Raw genomic sequence first — 13,032 nt, 5'->3', positions numbered from 1 at the left:
GTGTTGGGTGGTGACCGCTTCTGAGGTGGTTGCGTGATGTGCTCGGCCGGCGGGGGTTTCGACTCGACTTGTCGCTGCGCTCCTCGTCGGCTCAACCATCGTGTGGGTGGGGGTTTCGACTCGACTTGTCGCTGTGCTCCTCGTCGGCTCAACCATGTTGTGTCCCAACGCTGATTGAGCCGGGACCGAGCCGGAAGGGCGAGGACCCGTGTCGAAATCTGCGCAGCGTGTGTTGGGTGGTGACCGCTTCTGAGGTGGTTGCGTGATGTGCTCGGCCGGCGGGGGTTTCGACTCGACTTGTCGCTGCGCTCCTCGTCGGCTCAACTCAACCATCGTGTGGGTGGGGGTTTCGACTCGACTTGTCGCTGCGCTCCTCGTCGGCTCAACCATCGTGTGGGTGGGGGTTTCGACTCGACTTGTCGCTGCGCTCCTCGTCGGTGTTGTGGTGGTTGGGCAGGTCGTCCTCACGTAGCGGCGACCCGTCGATACCGGCCACGGCGGGACCGGAACCAGCCGGGCCGGTCGACGCCGGCGACTGGGCCGGTCGCACCCTCTGCGTTCCGATCAGGGCGCTTCGATTCCGTCGCGTGGGGGCGTGAGGAGGGCCCTGAGTGCGCGCAGTTGTATGCGCACGTTGTGAAGCTGGGTTGTACCGAAAATGGCGTACTCGTAGGCGATTCCGTCACCAATCGCCATGAGGAGCTGTACCAGGTCCTCGTTGACGGGAAGGGCCAACGCGATGAGTACGTCGCGGAGATTCTGACTGTAGAGTTCGTGATATCTGGTGACCACGTCCAGTAGTTCGGGCCTGGTTCGGGCCTCGAGAAAGATCACGGTCTGGAATACCGATGCGTCGGTCCGGTCGGCCAGTTCGGCCAGTATGCCGTCGAAGATGTTCTCGAGGCGTTCGGGTGGTGTGACGTAGTCCAGGGTTTCGCGGATGCACTGCTCGATCGCGGCGAGAACCGCCTCGTCCACGGTACCGAAGTGATGTTGGAGATTCCCTTGACTGACACCCGCTTCCGCGGTGAGAGCGCGTGTGGTCAGAGCGGTCAACCCGTCGCGCGCCACGATGCGGATGGTGGCGTCGATGAGTGCTTGACGCCCCCCGCCGTAAGCATGTCTGCGCTCCCGGCTCGATCCGATCGCAGGTCTGCCGACGGTACCCATCGCTATCCCTTTCGTCGGAGTTCGTCGTGATCTCCGACAGCCTAACGAACCGCCCGGTGTGACAGGGATGTAAACCGTGCAGTCGCACTGTTTCCTGGGTGTTAGCCCTGCGTAAAACCACAACCGTGCGATTGCACTGATTCAGTCGGATCGGCAACACTGCTGGTCATGGCACTCAGCACTAGCATCCATACGCATTTCAGCCTCGGTCTCTTCTCGTCCTTCGCCGCACCGGCCTGGCAGGCACCCTCCGATCGCCTGCATGGAGATGACTGGTGGAGCGGCGAGTTCTTCGCCGACCTTGCCGAACAACTCGAGGAAGCGAAGATGGACTTCCTGTTCTTCGAGGACACATCTGCGGTGTCGACGACGATCGGTGGCACCATGGACGCGGACCTGAAGTTCGGGATCTACTCGCCCAAACATGATCCCGTCGCATTGCTCGCCTACCTGTCGGCGCGCACAACGAATCTCGGGCTCATCGCGACCGCGTCGACGACCTTCTATCCACCGTGGCTGCTGGCGCGGACCTTCGCCACGATTGACGGTTTGTCCGGTGGGCGAGTGGGTTGGAACATCGTCACGTCAGCCGACACCCCGTCGGGTCAGAACTTCGGAATGGACGAACTCCCCTCGCACGGTGAGCGCTATGCAATGGCCGATGAGTACCTCGAGGTCGTCAAGAAGCTGTGGGACTCGTGGGAGGAGGGGTCGCTGGTTCGGGACACGGCGAGCAACACCTACATCGACCCGTCGAAGGTCCACCATATCGATCACGACGGTACCTACTTCAAGGTTCGTGGCCCGCTCAACACCCTGCGTTCACCTCAGGGGCATCCCTTGCTCGTACAGGCGGGTTCCTCGCCCCGTGGCCGCGACTTCGCGGCCAGGCACGCCGAGGTGGTGTTCGCGCCGGCCGACGGGGGAATCGAGGGGATGAAGGCCTATCGCGACGATATCCGTTCTCGTGCTGAGAGATCAGGTCGTGACCCGGATGAGGTCAAGGTGATCTTCGCGGCGTACGTCCGATTCGTCGAACCGGGCCGGTCCGAGGTGATCCCGGCCCCGACCGAGGCCGAGTTGGACTACCTGATCACGTTCTTGTCCGGAATGTTCGACACCGATCTGACCGAGTTCGACCTCGACGCCCCCTTCCCGGCCGACCTGGCGCCTCGTGGTCATACCGGGATGTTCGAGACCTTGCAGGACCTCGGGCGGCAAGGAGTGCCGCTCCGCGATGCGCTCGGTCACTTCCGAGGCGGTGCCGCAACCGATTTCGTCGGTACGCCAGAGCGTGTGGGGGACAAGCTGATCGATGCCATGGACCGGGTGGGCGGAGATGGGTTCATGATCATCGCCTCCAATATCCAGACACCGTCGTTCCTGTGCGATGTGACGCACAAACTGGTGCCCCACCTGCGCTCGGCAGGAGTCATCCGCGCCGACTACAACGGTGGCTCGTTGCGCGAATCGTTGCTCGGGGGCACCCGGGCGCCGGTGACCGCCGACCTGTGACCACGTCCACACTCCAGGAGAAGATCATGGCCATCACAACAACCGAACCCACCGTCACCGCACCATCGGTGGATCACCCACTATCGCCGATCACCGCGGCCGAGATCGCAACATTCCGAGAGGTCCTCGCCGAGGCGGGCCTCGCCTCGTGCTCCACGCGATTCGGCTATGTCATGCTGAACGAACCCCACAAGCGGGATGTGCTCGCGTGGCGAACCGGCGACCCGATCACCCGTGAGATCGGCGCCATCAGCTACGACCGAGAATCCGGTGAGCAGTATCGACTCGTGGTCGACGTCGTCGCCCGATCGCTGGTGTCCCACTCATCCATGGATCCCGTCGTCGACGGTGCTGCGCCGTTCCTGATGGACGAATACGGCGATGCCGCAGAGATCCTCGGTGCCGATCCCGACGTTCGGCAGAAACTGATCGAACACGGTGTGGTCGACGTGACCCGCGTGAGCTGGGAGGCACTTGCCGGCGGCAGTCTGGGCTACGAGGACGAGGTCGGCGTGCGTGTGTGCCGCGTGGTTCCCTACTTGCGGGCCGTTGGAAGCGCCGATGACGGCACCATGGCGAGCTACTGGGGGAGTCCGATCGAAGGGCTCGCATTCCACGTCGATCTGTCCAACCGCAAGGTCCTCCGGATCATCGACACGGGTCAGTACGACATCCCCACCAACTCGCGCAGCAACTTTCACAACCCTGAAGTGCGGGGAGCGGAGCGCACCGACCTCACACCCATCGAGGTCAACCAGCCCCAGGGGCCCTCGTTCACGCTTCATGGACACCGCATCACCTGGGGTCGTTGGTCGGCACGGATCGGTTTCAGCGCCCGCGAAGGCGTCACCCTTCATCAGATCACCTACACGGACGTGGCCGACGACGGTACACGCGTGGAACGCCCGGTCATATACCGGGCATCCCTGGCAGAGATGGTTGTCAACTACGGCGAGCTCACCCCGACGCGGGCGTGGCAGAACTACTTCGACGCCGGTGAATACCAGTTCGGCCGATTCGTCTCCTCACTGGAACTCGGGTGTGACTGCCTCGGCGACATCACCTACCTGCCGGTGACCTTCGCCGACGATCTGGGGCGACCGGTGACCGTGGAGAACGGTATCTGCATCCACGAAGAGGACACCGGTATCGCATGGAAGCATGTCGACTCCTTCACCGATCGCAGCGACGTCCGTCGGAATCGGCGGCTGGTGATCTCCACGTTCCTCAAGGTCGGCAACTATGACTACGGCTTCTACTGGTACCTCTACCTCGACGGCAGAGTGGAGTTGGAGGTCAAAGCCACCGGAATCCTCTACACCTCGGGCGTGCACGACGGCAGCAACCCCTACAGTCCGCAGGTGGCCCCGTTGGTCGGCGCACCCGTGCATCAGCACCTGTTCAACGTGCGGCTGGACATGACGGTGGATGGTCCGATCAATCACGTCGACGAAATCGACGTCGTGCGAACGCCGATGGACGACGACAATCCCTGGGGTGGTGCTTTCCGGGCCACCGAAACCCGACTGCTGTCCGAGCGCATCGCGGGCCGCGTCGCCGATCCCTCGGCAGGACGGGTCTGGCGGATCGCCTCCGGGCAGACCACGAATGGACTCGGCAAGGCACCTGCCTATGTCCTGCATCCGACCGGCAGCCCCCTGTTGATGGCTGCCGAAGATTCACCCATCGCCCAACGTGCCGCGTTCGCCACCAAGCACCTGTGGGTCACCCGCTACGATCCTGCCGAAATGTGGCCGGCGGGGTACGCCCCCAACCAGCACCCGGGCGGTGCCGGGATACCCGAGTTCATCGCCGACGACGCCCATCTCGACGATGTCGATCTGGTCGTCTGGCACACGTTCGGGCTCACCCACGTCCCACGGCCGGAGGACTGGCCGGTGATGCCGGTCGACCACACCGGGTTCACGTTGTCCCCCAACGGCTTCTTCGACCGGAACCCCGTGCTCGACCTCCCTGCCGGGGCCGGCGACCACTGCCATCACAGCCCGTCAGACGGTCCCGCAGAAACCGAGACCCACGAATGACCGTCACTCACCTCCACACTGCCGAAGCAGCAGCCGCCGGTATCCGGGGAGTCCTCGCGCACTGCCCCTCGGGGGTGGCGGCGGTGGCTGCCAGGGTTGATGGACGCGATCAGGTGATGGTCGTCTCCAGTTTCACCGTCGGTGTATCGCTCGAACCGACTCTGGTCATGTTCGCCGCACAGTGTTCCTCCGCCACATGGCCGGTCTTGCGGCGCGCCGAACGGCTCGGCGTATCGGTGCTGTCCGCGGACCAGGCGGGTGTATGCCGTCAATTGGCCGGCCCGGACCGCGCCCGGCGATGGGACGGCGTGGACCTCGGCCGCCATTCCGGTGACGCGATCACTCTCGACGGTGCTGTGCTGCGGTTGGGTACCCGCTTGCGTTCCGCGTTCGCTGCCGGTGATCACGAGGTCGTCATGCTCGAGGTCGAGGAAATGTCGGCCGACGACGACATCGAGCCGCTGATCTTCCACCGGTCAGGCTTCCATACCATCGCCCGTCGCGAATCCGACTGACCCGAAACCGTTTTCAATCGAACCCGGGGCACAACGAGGTGCCCGTGCGGTCGACTCGCACACCTCCTCGAAAGGCACCCGATGAGCACTGAAATCGCCCCACCCTCGGACTCGGCGTCACCCGAACTCGTCACCGGCACGATCTCGGCCCGCCAAGCCCTGTTCTTCGGCCTGACGTCCGTGGGCATTTCCGCGGTCATCTCCGGCTACGGCGCCACCATCGGCTTCGATGGCGGCTACTCGTCATGGCTGGCCATGGTGCTCGGCGCAGTCGTCATCATGCTGCTCGGCACCGTTGTCATCCGATTCTCCCGGCGCCATCTGACGACCGGATCGATCATGTCCTACCTCAACCTCGAGGTCGGTAGGCCGCTCGGGATCCTCGCGGGCGCCGCGCTCTTCGTCGGCTACATCGCCGTGATGGTGCTGTTCACGTTCCTCTCACTGGTCTTCCTCATCAGCTTCCTGAACGACGTCGGGCTCGACGTGACCAACACCGTTGTCGAAACCGTCATCGGCATCGTCATCGTCGCCACATTGGTACTGATCAGCCGACGCGGGGTGAGTGTGTCGGTCAAGGCGGCCGTCTTCCTCGGCTGGGTCAGTGTCCCGTTCGTCATCGTGATCCTGGTTGTCGCAGTCATGCGTTTCGGTATCGATGCGGCGCCGCAGATCCGGTTCGACGGCTTCGGGTTCGACGGCTTCGTCGCTGCGTTCGTCCTCGCCTTCGGCGGAATGGCCGGGTTCGAGGGCTTCACCGCGCTGGCGCAGGAGACCGCGGACCCGCGCCGCACCATCCCGAGACTGATTCTGGCGCTGGTCGCCATCCTCGCAGTCTGCAGTGTCGCGAGCGTCTTTCTGACCACCCCCATCATGCTCGCGCATTCGGACAGCATCCTGGGTGGCGCTTCGCCGTTGCAGGTCCTCGCCGACGTCGCCCATCTCGGTGCTCTGGGTACCTTCACGAACCTGCTCATGTTCCTCGCATCGGTGGGATCGCTGCTCGCCTACATCAACGATGCCGGTCGGATCTTCGGAACCGCGGGTCGCGACGGCCTGCTCCCCGCCATCGTGGGAAGAATCCACCCCGTCCACCGAACACCGGCCAACGCAATCGTGTTCGTCTCGGCGACCGGTCTGGTGGTTCTCGCTCTGCACCTTCTCATCAGCGGTGATCCCATCTACACCGCATTCATCAACTTTGCGGTGATCACCTCGTATGCCTGGGCGGTTGCGTATGTCGCCCTCGCCGTCGCGGGCGTCGTCGACGGTGTGCGCACCCGCTCCCGTTGGTTTGTCCTCGGTGCGATTCTCGCCGGCGCGGGAGTCACCGGGGCATTGCTCCAGAGCATCTTCTCCGCCAACCGCACCACGTCGTTGATCACCGTCGGTCTCATCGCCGTGCTGTGGACCGCGGGCATGATCACGGGTCGCCGGATACCGGCAGCGGAATCAACCGAAACGCTCTGATCGCCGGCCAGGAATCCCCAACCATCCGAGAGAGACACCGCATGAGCACCCACACACTCCCCACCGAGATCGCACTCACCACCGAGATCGCACTCACCACCGAGATCGCGCTCGCGCTCCACGTGGACGATGTCGCCGGCTGCCGGCATATCCGCCGGATAGCCGCACCCGACCTGGGTACCGCACAGACCGCGTACCGACGCCTTCGCAGCTCCGACACCAAGGTCCTTCTGGACGTGGAGGTGATGATCGACGCCGACGGACCGACCGCGCGTACTCGACTGTCCGCCCTGTATCCGGCCGGTTCCGGTGTCCCCGACACGATCCGGTATGCAGGGACCGATGCCGGGCTACGGCAACTCGTCGGCGACATCGTCGCCGCGCGGGTCGCGGACGGAGTGGTCGTCATCCCCCTTCCGGGCTCGCGACCACGACATCCGGGCGCGGTGGCCGATCCGGCGGGTTGCTAGTCCAACCCGCGTTGGGCGGTTCGGTCACCGCGTCGGGATGCGGCGCGCTGCGCCAGGAAGAGTGTGGTCCCGAGCACCCCGACGATCAGGCCGACCAGACACACCCACAGCGCCCGTGACCCACCCCACCCGGTGACGCCGACGACGACGCTCGCCACCAGCCAGGCCGCCATGCCGACGATGATCACCGGTTCCGGGGCCCGAAGGGCTTTGGGGAGCTCGGGAATCGGCGCGGCCGATGCCTCGGGGCGGGTTGGTTCGGGCATGGGCCTCAGGGTAGCTTTCCCCTGTGTCAAGCGATTCGTCGAGTGAGTCCACCACCACGCCGCCGCCCGCGAGCACCGTGACCGCAAAGAACCCGGTCGACCGCTTCTTCAAGATCTCCGAACGGGGCTCGACCCTGAGTCGCGAGGTCCGCGGCGGACTGGTCACCTTCTTCACGATGGCCTACATCGTCGTCCTGAACCCGATCATCATCGGCGGCATCCCCGGCGAGTCGAAGAACGCCGACGTCCTGGGGCATGTGCTGCCGATCGCACAGGTCGCGGCGGTCACCGCGCTGGTGGCCGGCGTCATGTCGATCATCTTCGGCATGGTGGCGAACTATCCGTTCGCGATCGCCACCGGACTCGGCATCAACAGCCTGCTCGCGGTCACCATCGCGCCCGAGGTCACCTGGCCCGAGGCGATGGGTCTGGTCGTGATCGACGGCATCATCATCGTCGCGCTCGCCGTCACCGGGTTCCGAACCGCGGTGTTCAATGCCGTCCCGGCCGAACTCAAGGCTGCGATCGCCGCCGGCATCGGATGCTTCATCACCTTCGTCGGATTCGTCGACGCCGGGTTCGTCCGGCGCATCCCCGACGCCGCGGGCACCACCGTGCCGGTGCAGCTCGGCACCGGGAACTCGGTGGCCACCATCCCCACCCTGGTGTTCGTGATCGGCGTGCTGCTGATGGGTGTGCTGGTGGCGCGCAAGGTGCCGGGCGGCCTGCTCATCGGCATTGTCATCACCGCCGTGCTGGCGGTGATCCTCGAGTCGGTCTTCGACCTCGGTTCGGGTGCCACCAATCCCGACGGATGGGGCTTGTCGGTGCCGTCGATCCCCGATTCGCTCGGCGGGCTGCCCAACCTGAGCCTGGTCGGCGACGTCGATCTGTTCGGCGCGTTCACCCGCATCGGCGTACTCGCCGCGTCGGTGTTCGTGTTCGCGCTGGTCCTGTCGAACTTCTTCGACGCGATGGGCACCATGACCGGCCTCGGCAAGGAGGCCGGTCTGGCCGACGAGAAGGGCAACCTGCCGGGTATCGGCAAGGCCCTGGTGGTGGAGGGCACCGGCGCGATCGCCGGTGGTGTGGCATCGTCGTCGTCGAACACCGTGTTCGTGGAGTCTGCGTCGGGTATCGCCGAGGGCGCGCGCACCGGCCTCGCCAATGTCGTCACCGGCCTGCTGTTCCTGGCCGCCATGTTCTTCACCCCGGTCTACGAGGTGATCCCGTCGGAGGCGGTCGCCCCGGCGCTGGTGATCGTCGGCGCGCTGATGATCGGCCAGGTCCGTGCGATCGACTTCACCGACTTCACCATCGCACTGCCGACCTTCCTGACCCTGGTCACCATGCCGTTCACCTACTCGATCGCCAACGGCATCGGCGTCGGCTTCATCAGCTGGGTGGTGCTCAAGGTGGCCACGGGCAAGTGGCGCCAGGTGCATCCGCTGCTGTGGGCGGTCGCCATCGTCTTCGTCCTCTACTTCGCCCGTCAACCCATCTCCGACTGGATCGGTTAGTGGATTCGATGAATCCATGTGGTTCGTATAGCGGATTTTCAGATGTCGGTGCGGCAGTATCCGGAGCCGCAAACCTAGTCTTTAGGCGTGAAAGCAGCCCAAGACGCTGATGAACACCTCGCGGGCGCGTTGTCCCTCACCATCGTGCGGATGGCGCGGCGGCTGCGGCTGCGCCGGGAGAACGAACTGGTGTCGCTCACCCAACTGTCTGCGCTGAACACCCTCTTCCAGGAGGGGTCGATGTCACCAGGGGCCCTCGCCGCGGCCGAACGGGTCAAACCCCCGTCGATGACACGGGTGATCGCCTCGCTCGCCGACCTCGGCATGATCAAACGGGAGCCGCATCCCACCGACGGCAGGCAGGCGGTGGTCACCCTCGCGCCGCTCGGACACCAGGTGATCTCCGCCGAACTCGCCGCCCGCAAGGCCTGGCTCAACGACCGGCTCGCCGAACTCAGCACCACCGAGCGGGCCACGTTGTCGGCGGCCCTGCCGATCCTCGACGGGATCATCTCCGCAGAGGAATGAACCCCGGCGAAGTGAACGGCTGATCCCGGCTCAGAAGAAGGTGCCGGCGAACGGCGCACGGACGGTCGAGAACGCCCGATCGAGCGCGTCGAGGGTGGCCTCGGCGTCGGTCCACAGCCGGCCCGCCGCGGCGAATCCCCGTGCCGGCATCCCGCCCAGGTAGATGCTCGAGAGCACCGAGACATCCAGGCGCACGGTCGGCCGATCCGACGACTCGGTCACCGTGGCCACCCCGTCGTCGGAGACGGTCAGCGCGAACACCCCGCCGCGTCCGGCGAACCGGTCCTCCACGCCGAGCACGATGTCGAGGTCACCGCGGTACCGCCGTGCGGACAGGGCTGCCGGGATGTCGAGGATGCGCACCCACATCTTGTCGTCCTGACCGGTCATCTCCACCGCCCGCAGGTCGATCATCTTGGCCGGCAGCGGATCGTCGACAGGGATACTCGCGCGCAGCGTCGGGATCAGGTCCAGTGCCGACAGCACCCGCCACAGTTCGGTGTGTGCGGCATCGGTGATGGCGACGACCTCCTCGACCTCGGCGCGGACGGTGCCGTCGGCGACATCCTTGAGCACCCGGTAGCTCGCATACCCGTCCTCGTGCAGCAGGTAGTGCAGGCCACTTGCGGCCGGGGGACGCTCCGACGACCGGTCGGCGAGGATCGGGGTCCACCACGATTCGGTGCGCGTCAGAGCACCCGGCCGGGTCGCCGTCCACCGTCGATGGATGTCGGGGATCGCCGCGGCCACCTCGTCGGCATGTGCGAACCGGACCTGTGCCGCCGCCGGCGGTGCGGAGCGCAGCTGTGCACCCGATGCGATCTGCACGGTGTGTGCGAAACATGCCGGTCCGAATCCGAACCGCTCGTAGATGGTGCCCTCGGAGGCGGTGAGGATCGCGAATGTCTGGTCCTCGGCGAGCCACTGATCACGCAGTTCGCTCAGCATTCGCCGCAGGATGCCGCGCCGACGATGCGTGGCGGCGACCGACACCCAGGACAGTCCCACGGCATCGGCCTGCGCGCCACCCGGCAGCGTCATCGACATCCGGTAGAACATCGACACCCCGACCAGTGGCACCGACGGAAGTGACGGGTCGCGGACCACCACGATGTCGCTGTCGGCGACCTTGCGGCGCAGATCCGCACGCTCGTCGTCGGCGAGGGGGTTGCGCATCGCGAACGCCCGCGCGTCGGCGGCGATGATGTCGTCCCAGTCGTCGTCGGTCGCCCGGGCCAGCGTCAGGTCCTCGATCACATCGATGTCACTCACCCGTCCACCGTGTCACACCGGCCGGGAGGCGAGGCGCCGGGTGTGTCGTTTGGCAGACTGGAAAGCCGTGTCAGAAATCGCGTACCCCGCCACCCCGGAGATCCGACCGTTGCCGGTCCGCGTCGTCGACCTCGACGACCCCGACGACGACAGGGTGGACGACTTCCGCGACCTCAACTCCGTCGATCGGCGCCCTGACCTGCCCGCATTGCCCGGTGGACGTCGCGGCAAGGGGTTGGTGATCGCCGAGGGTGTGCTCGTCGCGCAGCGGATGATCGCCTCGCGGTTCGCCCCGCATGCCTTCCTCGGCGTGGACCGTCGCCTGGGTGAGCTGTCGGCGGATGTGGTGATCGACGACACGGCCGAGGTGCCGTTCTATCGGGCATCGGCCGAGGTGATGGCCGAGATCGTCGGGTTCCACCTCAACCGCGGCGTGCTGGGCGTGGCCCGCCGACCGCAGGCGCTCACCGTCGACGAGGTGCTCGACGGCGCCCGGACGATCGCGATCCTCGAAGGGGTCAACGACCACGAGAACATCGGCAGCATCTTCCGCAATGCCGCCGGGCTCGGCGTCGACGGCGTGCTGTTCGGGGCGGGCAGCGCCGATCCGCTGTATCGGCGCAGCGTCCGCGTGTCGATGGGCCACGCGCTGCTGGTGCCCTTCGCGATCGCGCCGGACTGGCCGCGCGACCTCGACCGCGTGCACGCGCACGGCTTCACCACGGTCTCGCTCACCCCCGATCCGTCGGCGGTGACGCTCGCGCAGGCCGTCGACGCCCAGAAGATCGCCTTCCTGGTCGGCGCCGAGGGTCCGGGCCTGACCGCGGCGACCATGCGTGCCACCCACATCCGGGCCCGGATCCCGATGAGTCGCGGCACCGATTCGCTCAATGTGGCGACGGCTGCCGCGGTGGCCTTCTACGAACGGGTCCGGTCGGGCACGATGGAACGGTGACCGACACCCCGCCCTCGCCACCCCCGACGACGCCCGGTTCCGTCACCTCGGGATGGGAGATCTACGTCCCGCAGGCCGAACGCGTGGTGGTGGGATCGACGCCACTGGGAGATCTCGAACGATGGCGGCACGCCGAACCCACGCCGTGGTCGCTGGGTGTTCTGGTGACCGCCGTCAGCGTCATGTTCTGTGCGCTGACCCTGGTCGGCGTGTACACCCTGATCGGCGGGATCGTGCGCTGGGCCGGACTGGTGTCCGTGCTGGTCGTGGCGCTCGCCGGGTCGTGGACCCTGTGGGAGTTCCGGTTCCGGCCGGTGTGGCGGTGGCCGGTGTGGGGTTCACTCACCGGGTTGCTCGCCGGATTGGGTTCCGCCATAGCGCTTTTCGCGCTCGGTCAGTGATCGCACGCCGGACCGTCGGGTAGTGACCCCCCGGGTTCGGCGGTCCCCTCAGTCCTGACCGCCGAAACCGAAGTACCGGGCGAGTCGTCCGCGTTTGCGGGGCGCCGCGGGCACCGACTCGGCCGCACCGGACATCGGTTCGGATCCGGGGACCTGTTCGGCGGCAGCGACGGAGCCGGGGGCCCGTGTCGGCGCCTCGCCGTCCGGGCGGGCGGCCCGCGACGCCGCGCGATACCGGTCGTCGTCCTCGGCGGTCGGCACGTAGTCGGCCGGGTGGATCGCATACCCGGTCACCGGGATCGTCGCCGGGTCGACGTCGGTCGCGGCCAGCGGACGGGTGAACCGGAATCCCAGCCATGCCCGGTTGGACTCCTCGGCCAGCTGCTGCGGGTGGAAGGGCAACGCCAGCGGATCCGGACTCACCCCGGCGGCGTAGTGCAGGGGCCGTTCACCGGCCCAGAACGGTCGCTCGAAGGGGTAGGGGAGCCCCTGGTCGTCGAAGATGTCGACCGGCGTCGCCGAGAAGGATCGTTTGAGCTCGCCGTCCTCCCACCGTGCAAAGGCGCCGATCCCCGACTCGGGGTCGGTGTGCAGGAGGGTTGCCGCCGCACTCTGCCGGATCGAGGAGACCGTGCGGGTCAGTTCCGCCGGGCGGACCGTGGCGAACAGCGAGCAGGAGACCACGCACAGCCGCCCGTAGTACCCGGCGTAGACATGTGCGTCGTTCGCATCCATCGCCCCGGCGAGGGTGGTGTCGACCATCGGGAGCAGCACACTGTCACCGTAGATGGACGCCGCGAGCCGCTGTGCGGCCGTGACGTCATGCTCGACGCCCGCACGCAGCGAGCCGACCGGATCGTCGGTGTCGATGAACCAGAGTGTGACAGCACGTGCCGACATCGTCC

The 13,032-nt window shown here is 66.3% G+C and carries 13 protein-coding genes; 9 read left to right on the top strand and 4 right to left on the bottom strand.

Annotated elements, in window-relative coordinates:
* Nucleotides 1-564: 564 nt before the first annotated feature.
* Complete coding sequence (locus tag ACWDUA_RS13545; RefSeq protein WP_449751522.1) at nucleotides 565-1,170, bottom strand: TetR/AcrR family transcriptional regulator; 606 nt, start codon at nucleotides 1,168-1,170, stop codon at nucleotides 565-567.
* A gap of 168 nt (nucleotides 1,171-1,338) precedes the next feature.
* Here ACWDUA_RS13545 and ACWDUA_RS13540 point away from each other — a divergent pair, with 168 nt between their 5' ends.
* The 5 genes from ACWDUA_RS13540 to ACWDUA_RS13520 all read left to right on the top strand — a co-directional run bounded on the left by ACWDUA_RS13540 (nucleotide 1,339) and on the right by ACWDUA_RS13520 (nucleotide 7,185).
* Entirely contained in the window at nucleotides 1,339-2,685 is a 1,347-nt protein-coding gene (locus ACWDUA_RS13540; protein ID WP_449751521.1) for an NtaA/DmoA family FMN-dependent monooxygenase, read from the top strand.
* 26 nt (nucleotides 2,686-2,711) lie between these two features.
* The gene (locus ACWDUA_RS13535; RefSeq protein ID WP_449751520.1) at nucleotides 2,712-4,730 is read left to right on the top strand and encodes a primary-amine oxidase; all 2,019 of its coding nucleotides are present in this window, start codon (nucleotides 2,712-2,714) and stop codon (nucleotides 4,728-4,730) included.
* On the top strand, nucleotides 4,727-5,245 hold the full coding sequence (locus tag ACWDUA_RS13530) for a flavin reductase family protein (RefSeq protein ID WP_449751519.1): 519 nt from the start codon (nucleotides 4,727-4,729) through the stop codon (nucleotides 5,243-5,245). The genes ACWDUA_RS13535 and ACWDUA_RS13530 overlap by 4 nt, the downstream gene beginning before the upstream one ends.
* 81 nt (nucleotides 5,246-5,326) lie before the next feature.
* Nucleotides 5,327-6,715: an APC family permease gene (locus tag ACWDUA_RS13525; RefSeq protein ID WP_449751518.1), complete on the top strand. Its 1,389-nt coding sequence runs from the start codon at nucleotides 5,327-5,329 to the stop codon at nucleotides 6,713-6,715.
* A gap of 41 nt (nucleotides 6,716-6,756) precedes the next feature.
* A complete protein-coding gene (locus ACWDUA_RS13520; RefSeq protein ID WP_449751517.1) occupies nucleotides 6,757-7,185 on the top strand; it encodes a hypothetical protein in 429 nt (142 codons plus the stop codon).
* On the opposite strand, the gene ACWDUA_RS13515 is transcribed toward ACWDUA_RS13520, so the two are convergent.
* Nucleotides 7,182-7,451 carry a DUF2530 domain-containing protein gene (locus tag ACWDUA_RS13515; protein WP_449751516.1) on the bottom strand — a complete coding sequence of 90 codons (270 nt, stop codon included), beginning with the start codon at nucleotides 7,449-7,451 and terminating at the stop codon, nucleotides 7,182-7,184. The genes ACWDUA_RS13520 and ACWDUA_RS13515 overlap by 4 nt on opposite strands.
* 77 nt (nucleotides 7,452-7,528) lie before the next feature.
* On the opposite strand from ACWDUA_RS13515, the gene ACWDUA_RS13510 reads away from it, so the two are divergent.
* The gene (locus ACWDUA_RS13510; protein ID WP_449751586.1) at nucleotides 7,529-8,971 is read left to right on the top strand and encodes an NCS2 family permease; all 1,443 of its coding nucleotides are present in this window, start codon (nucleotides 7,529-7,531) and stop codon (nucleotides 8,969-8,971) included.
* A gap of 150 nt (nucleotides 8,972-9,121) precedes the next feature.
* Nucleotides 9,122-9,499, top strand: coding sequence for a MarR family transcriptional regulator (locus ACWDUA_RS13505; RefSeq protein WP_449751585.1), 378 nt, complete (start codon nucleotides 9,122-9,124; stop codon nucleotides 9,497-9,499).
* Nucleotides 9,500-9,529: 30 nt separating this feature from the next.
* Here the strand turns inward: ACWDUA_RS13505 and ACWDUA_RS13500 are convergent, their stop codons facing one another.
* Nucleotides 9,530-10,771, bottom strand: coding sequence for a GNAT family N-acetyltransferase (locus tag ACWDUA_RS13500; protein ID WP_449751515.1), 1,242 nt, complete (start codon nucleotides 10,769-10,771; stop codon nucleotides 9,530-9,532).
* 67 nt (nucleotides 10,772-10,838) lie between these two features.
* Here ACWDUA_RS13500 and ACWDUA_RS13495 point away from each other — a divergent pair, with 67 nt between their 5' ends.
* Nucleotides 10,839-11,726 carry a TrmH family RNA methyltransferase gene (locus ACWDUA_RS13495; protein WP_449751514.1) on the top strand — a complete coding sequence of 296 codons (888 nt, stop codon included), beginning with the start codon at nucleotides 10,839-10,841 and terminating at the stop codon, nucleotides 11,724-11,726.
* Complete coding sequence (locus tag ACWDUA_RS13490) at nucleotides 11,723-12,127, top strand: DUF2537 domain-containing protein (RefSeq protein WP_449751513.1); 405 nt, start codon at nucleotides 11,723-11,725, stop codon at nucleotides 12,125-12,127. The genes ACWDUA_RS13495 and ACWDUA_RS13490 overlap by 4 nt, the downstream gene beginning before the upstream one ends.
* Nucleotides 12,128-12,175: 48 nt before the next feature.
* Here ACWDUA_RS13490 and ACWDUA_RS13485 read toward each other — a convergent pair whose 3' ends face one another.
* Nucleotides 12,176-13,027: a DUF6928 family protein gene (locus ACWDUA_RS13485; RefSeq protein ID WP_449751512.1), complete on the bottom strand. Its 852-nt coding sequence runs from the start codon at nucleotides 13,025-13,027 to the stop codon at nucleotides 12,176-12,178.
* Nucleotides 13,028-13,032 lie beyond the last annotated feature (5 nt).

The organism is Gordonia sp. NPDC003376 (assembly GCF_053589235.1).
Note: the sequence above shows the minus strand (reverse complement) of the source record. Positions and strands in the feature narration are given on the sequence as shown.

Bases quoted from the DNA above. Each gene is read 5' to 3' on its own strand.
- ACWDUA_RS13545 (WP_449751522.1), bottom strand. From the start codon at position 1,170: ATGGGTACCGTCGGCAGACCTGCGATCGGATCGAGCCGGGAGCGCAGA.
- ACWDUA_RS13540 (WP_449751521.1), top strand. From the start codon at position 1,339: ATGGCACTCAGCACTAGCATCCATACGCATTTCAGCCTCGGTCTCTTC.
- ACWDUA_RS13535 (WP_449751520.1), top strand. From the start codon at position 2,712: ATGGCCATCACAACAACCGAACCCACCGTCACCGCACCATCGGTGGAT.
- ACWDUA_RS13530 (WP_449751519.1), top strand. From the start codon at position 4,727: ATGACCGTCACTCACCTCCACACTGCCGAAGCAGCAGCCGCCGGTATC.
- ACWDUA_RS13525 (WP_449751518.1), top strand. From the start codon at position 5,327: ATGAGCACTGAAATCGCCCCACCCTCGGACTCGGCGTCACCCGAACTC.
- ACWDUA_RS13520 (WP_449751517.1), top strand. From the start codon at position 6,757: ATGAGCACCCACACACTCCCCACCGAGATCGCACTCACCACCGAGATC.
- ACWDUA_RS13515 (WP_449751516.1), bottom strand. From the start codon at position 7,451: ATGCCCGAACCAACCCGCCCCGAGGCATCGGCCGCGCCGATTCCCGAG.
- ACWDUA_RS13505 (WP_449751585.1), top strand. From the start codon at position 9,122: ATGGCGCGGCGGCTGCGGCTGCGCCGGGAGAACGAACTGGTGTCGCTC.
- ACWDUA_RS13485 (WP_449751512.1), bottom strand. From the start codon at position 13,027: ATGTCGGCACGTGCTGTCACACTCTGGTTCATCGACACCGACGATCCG.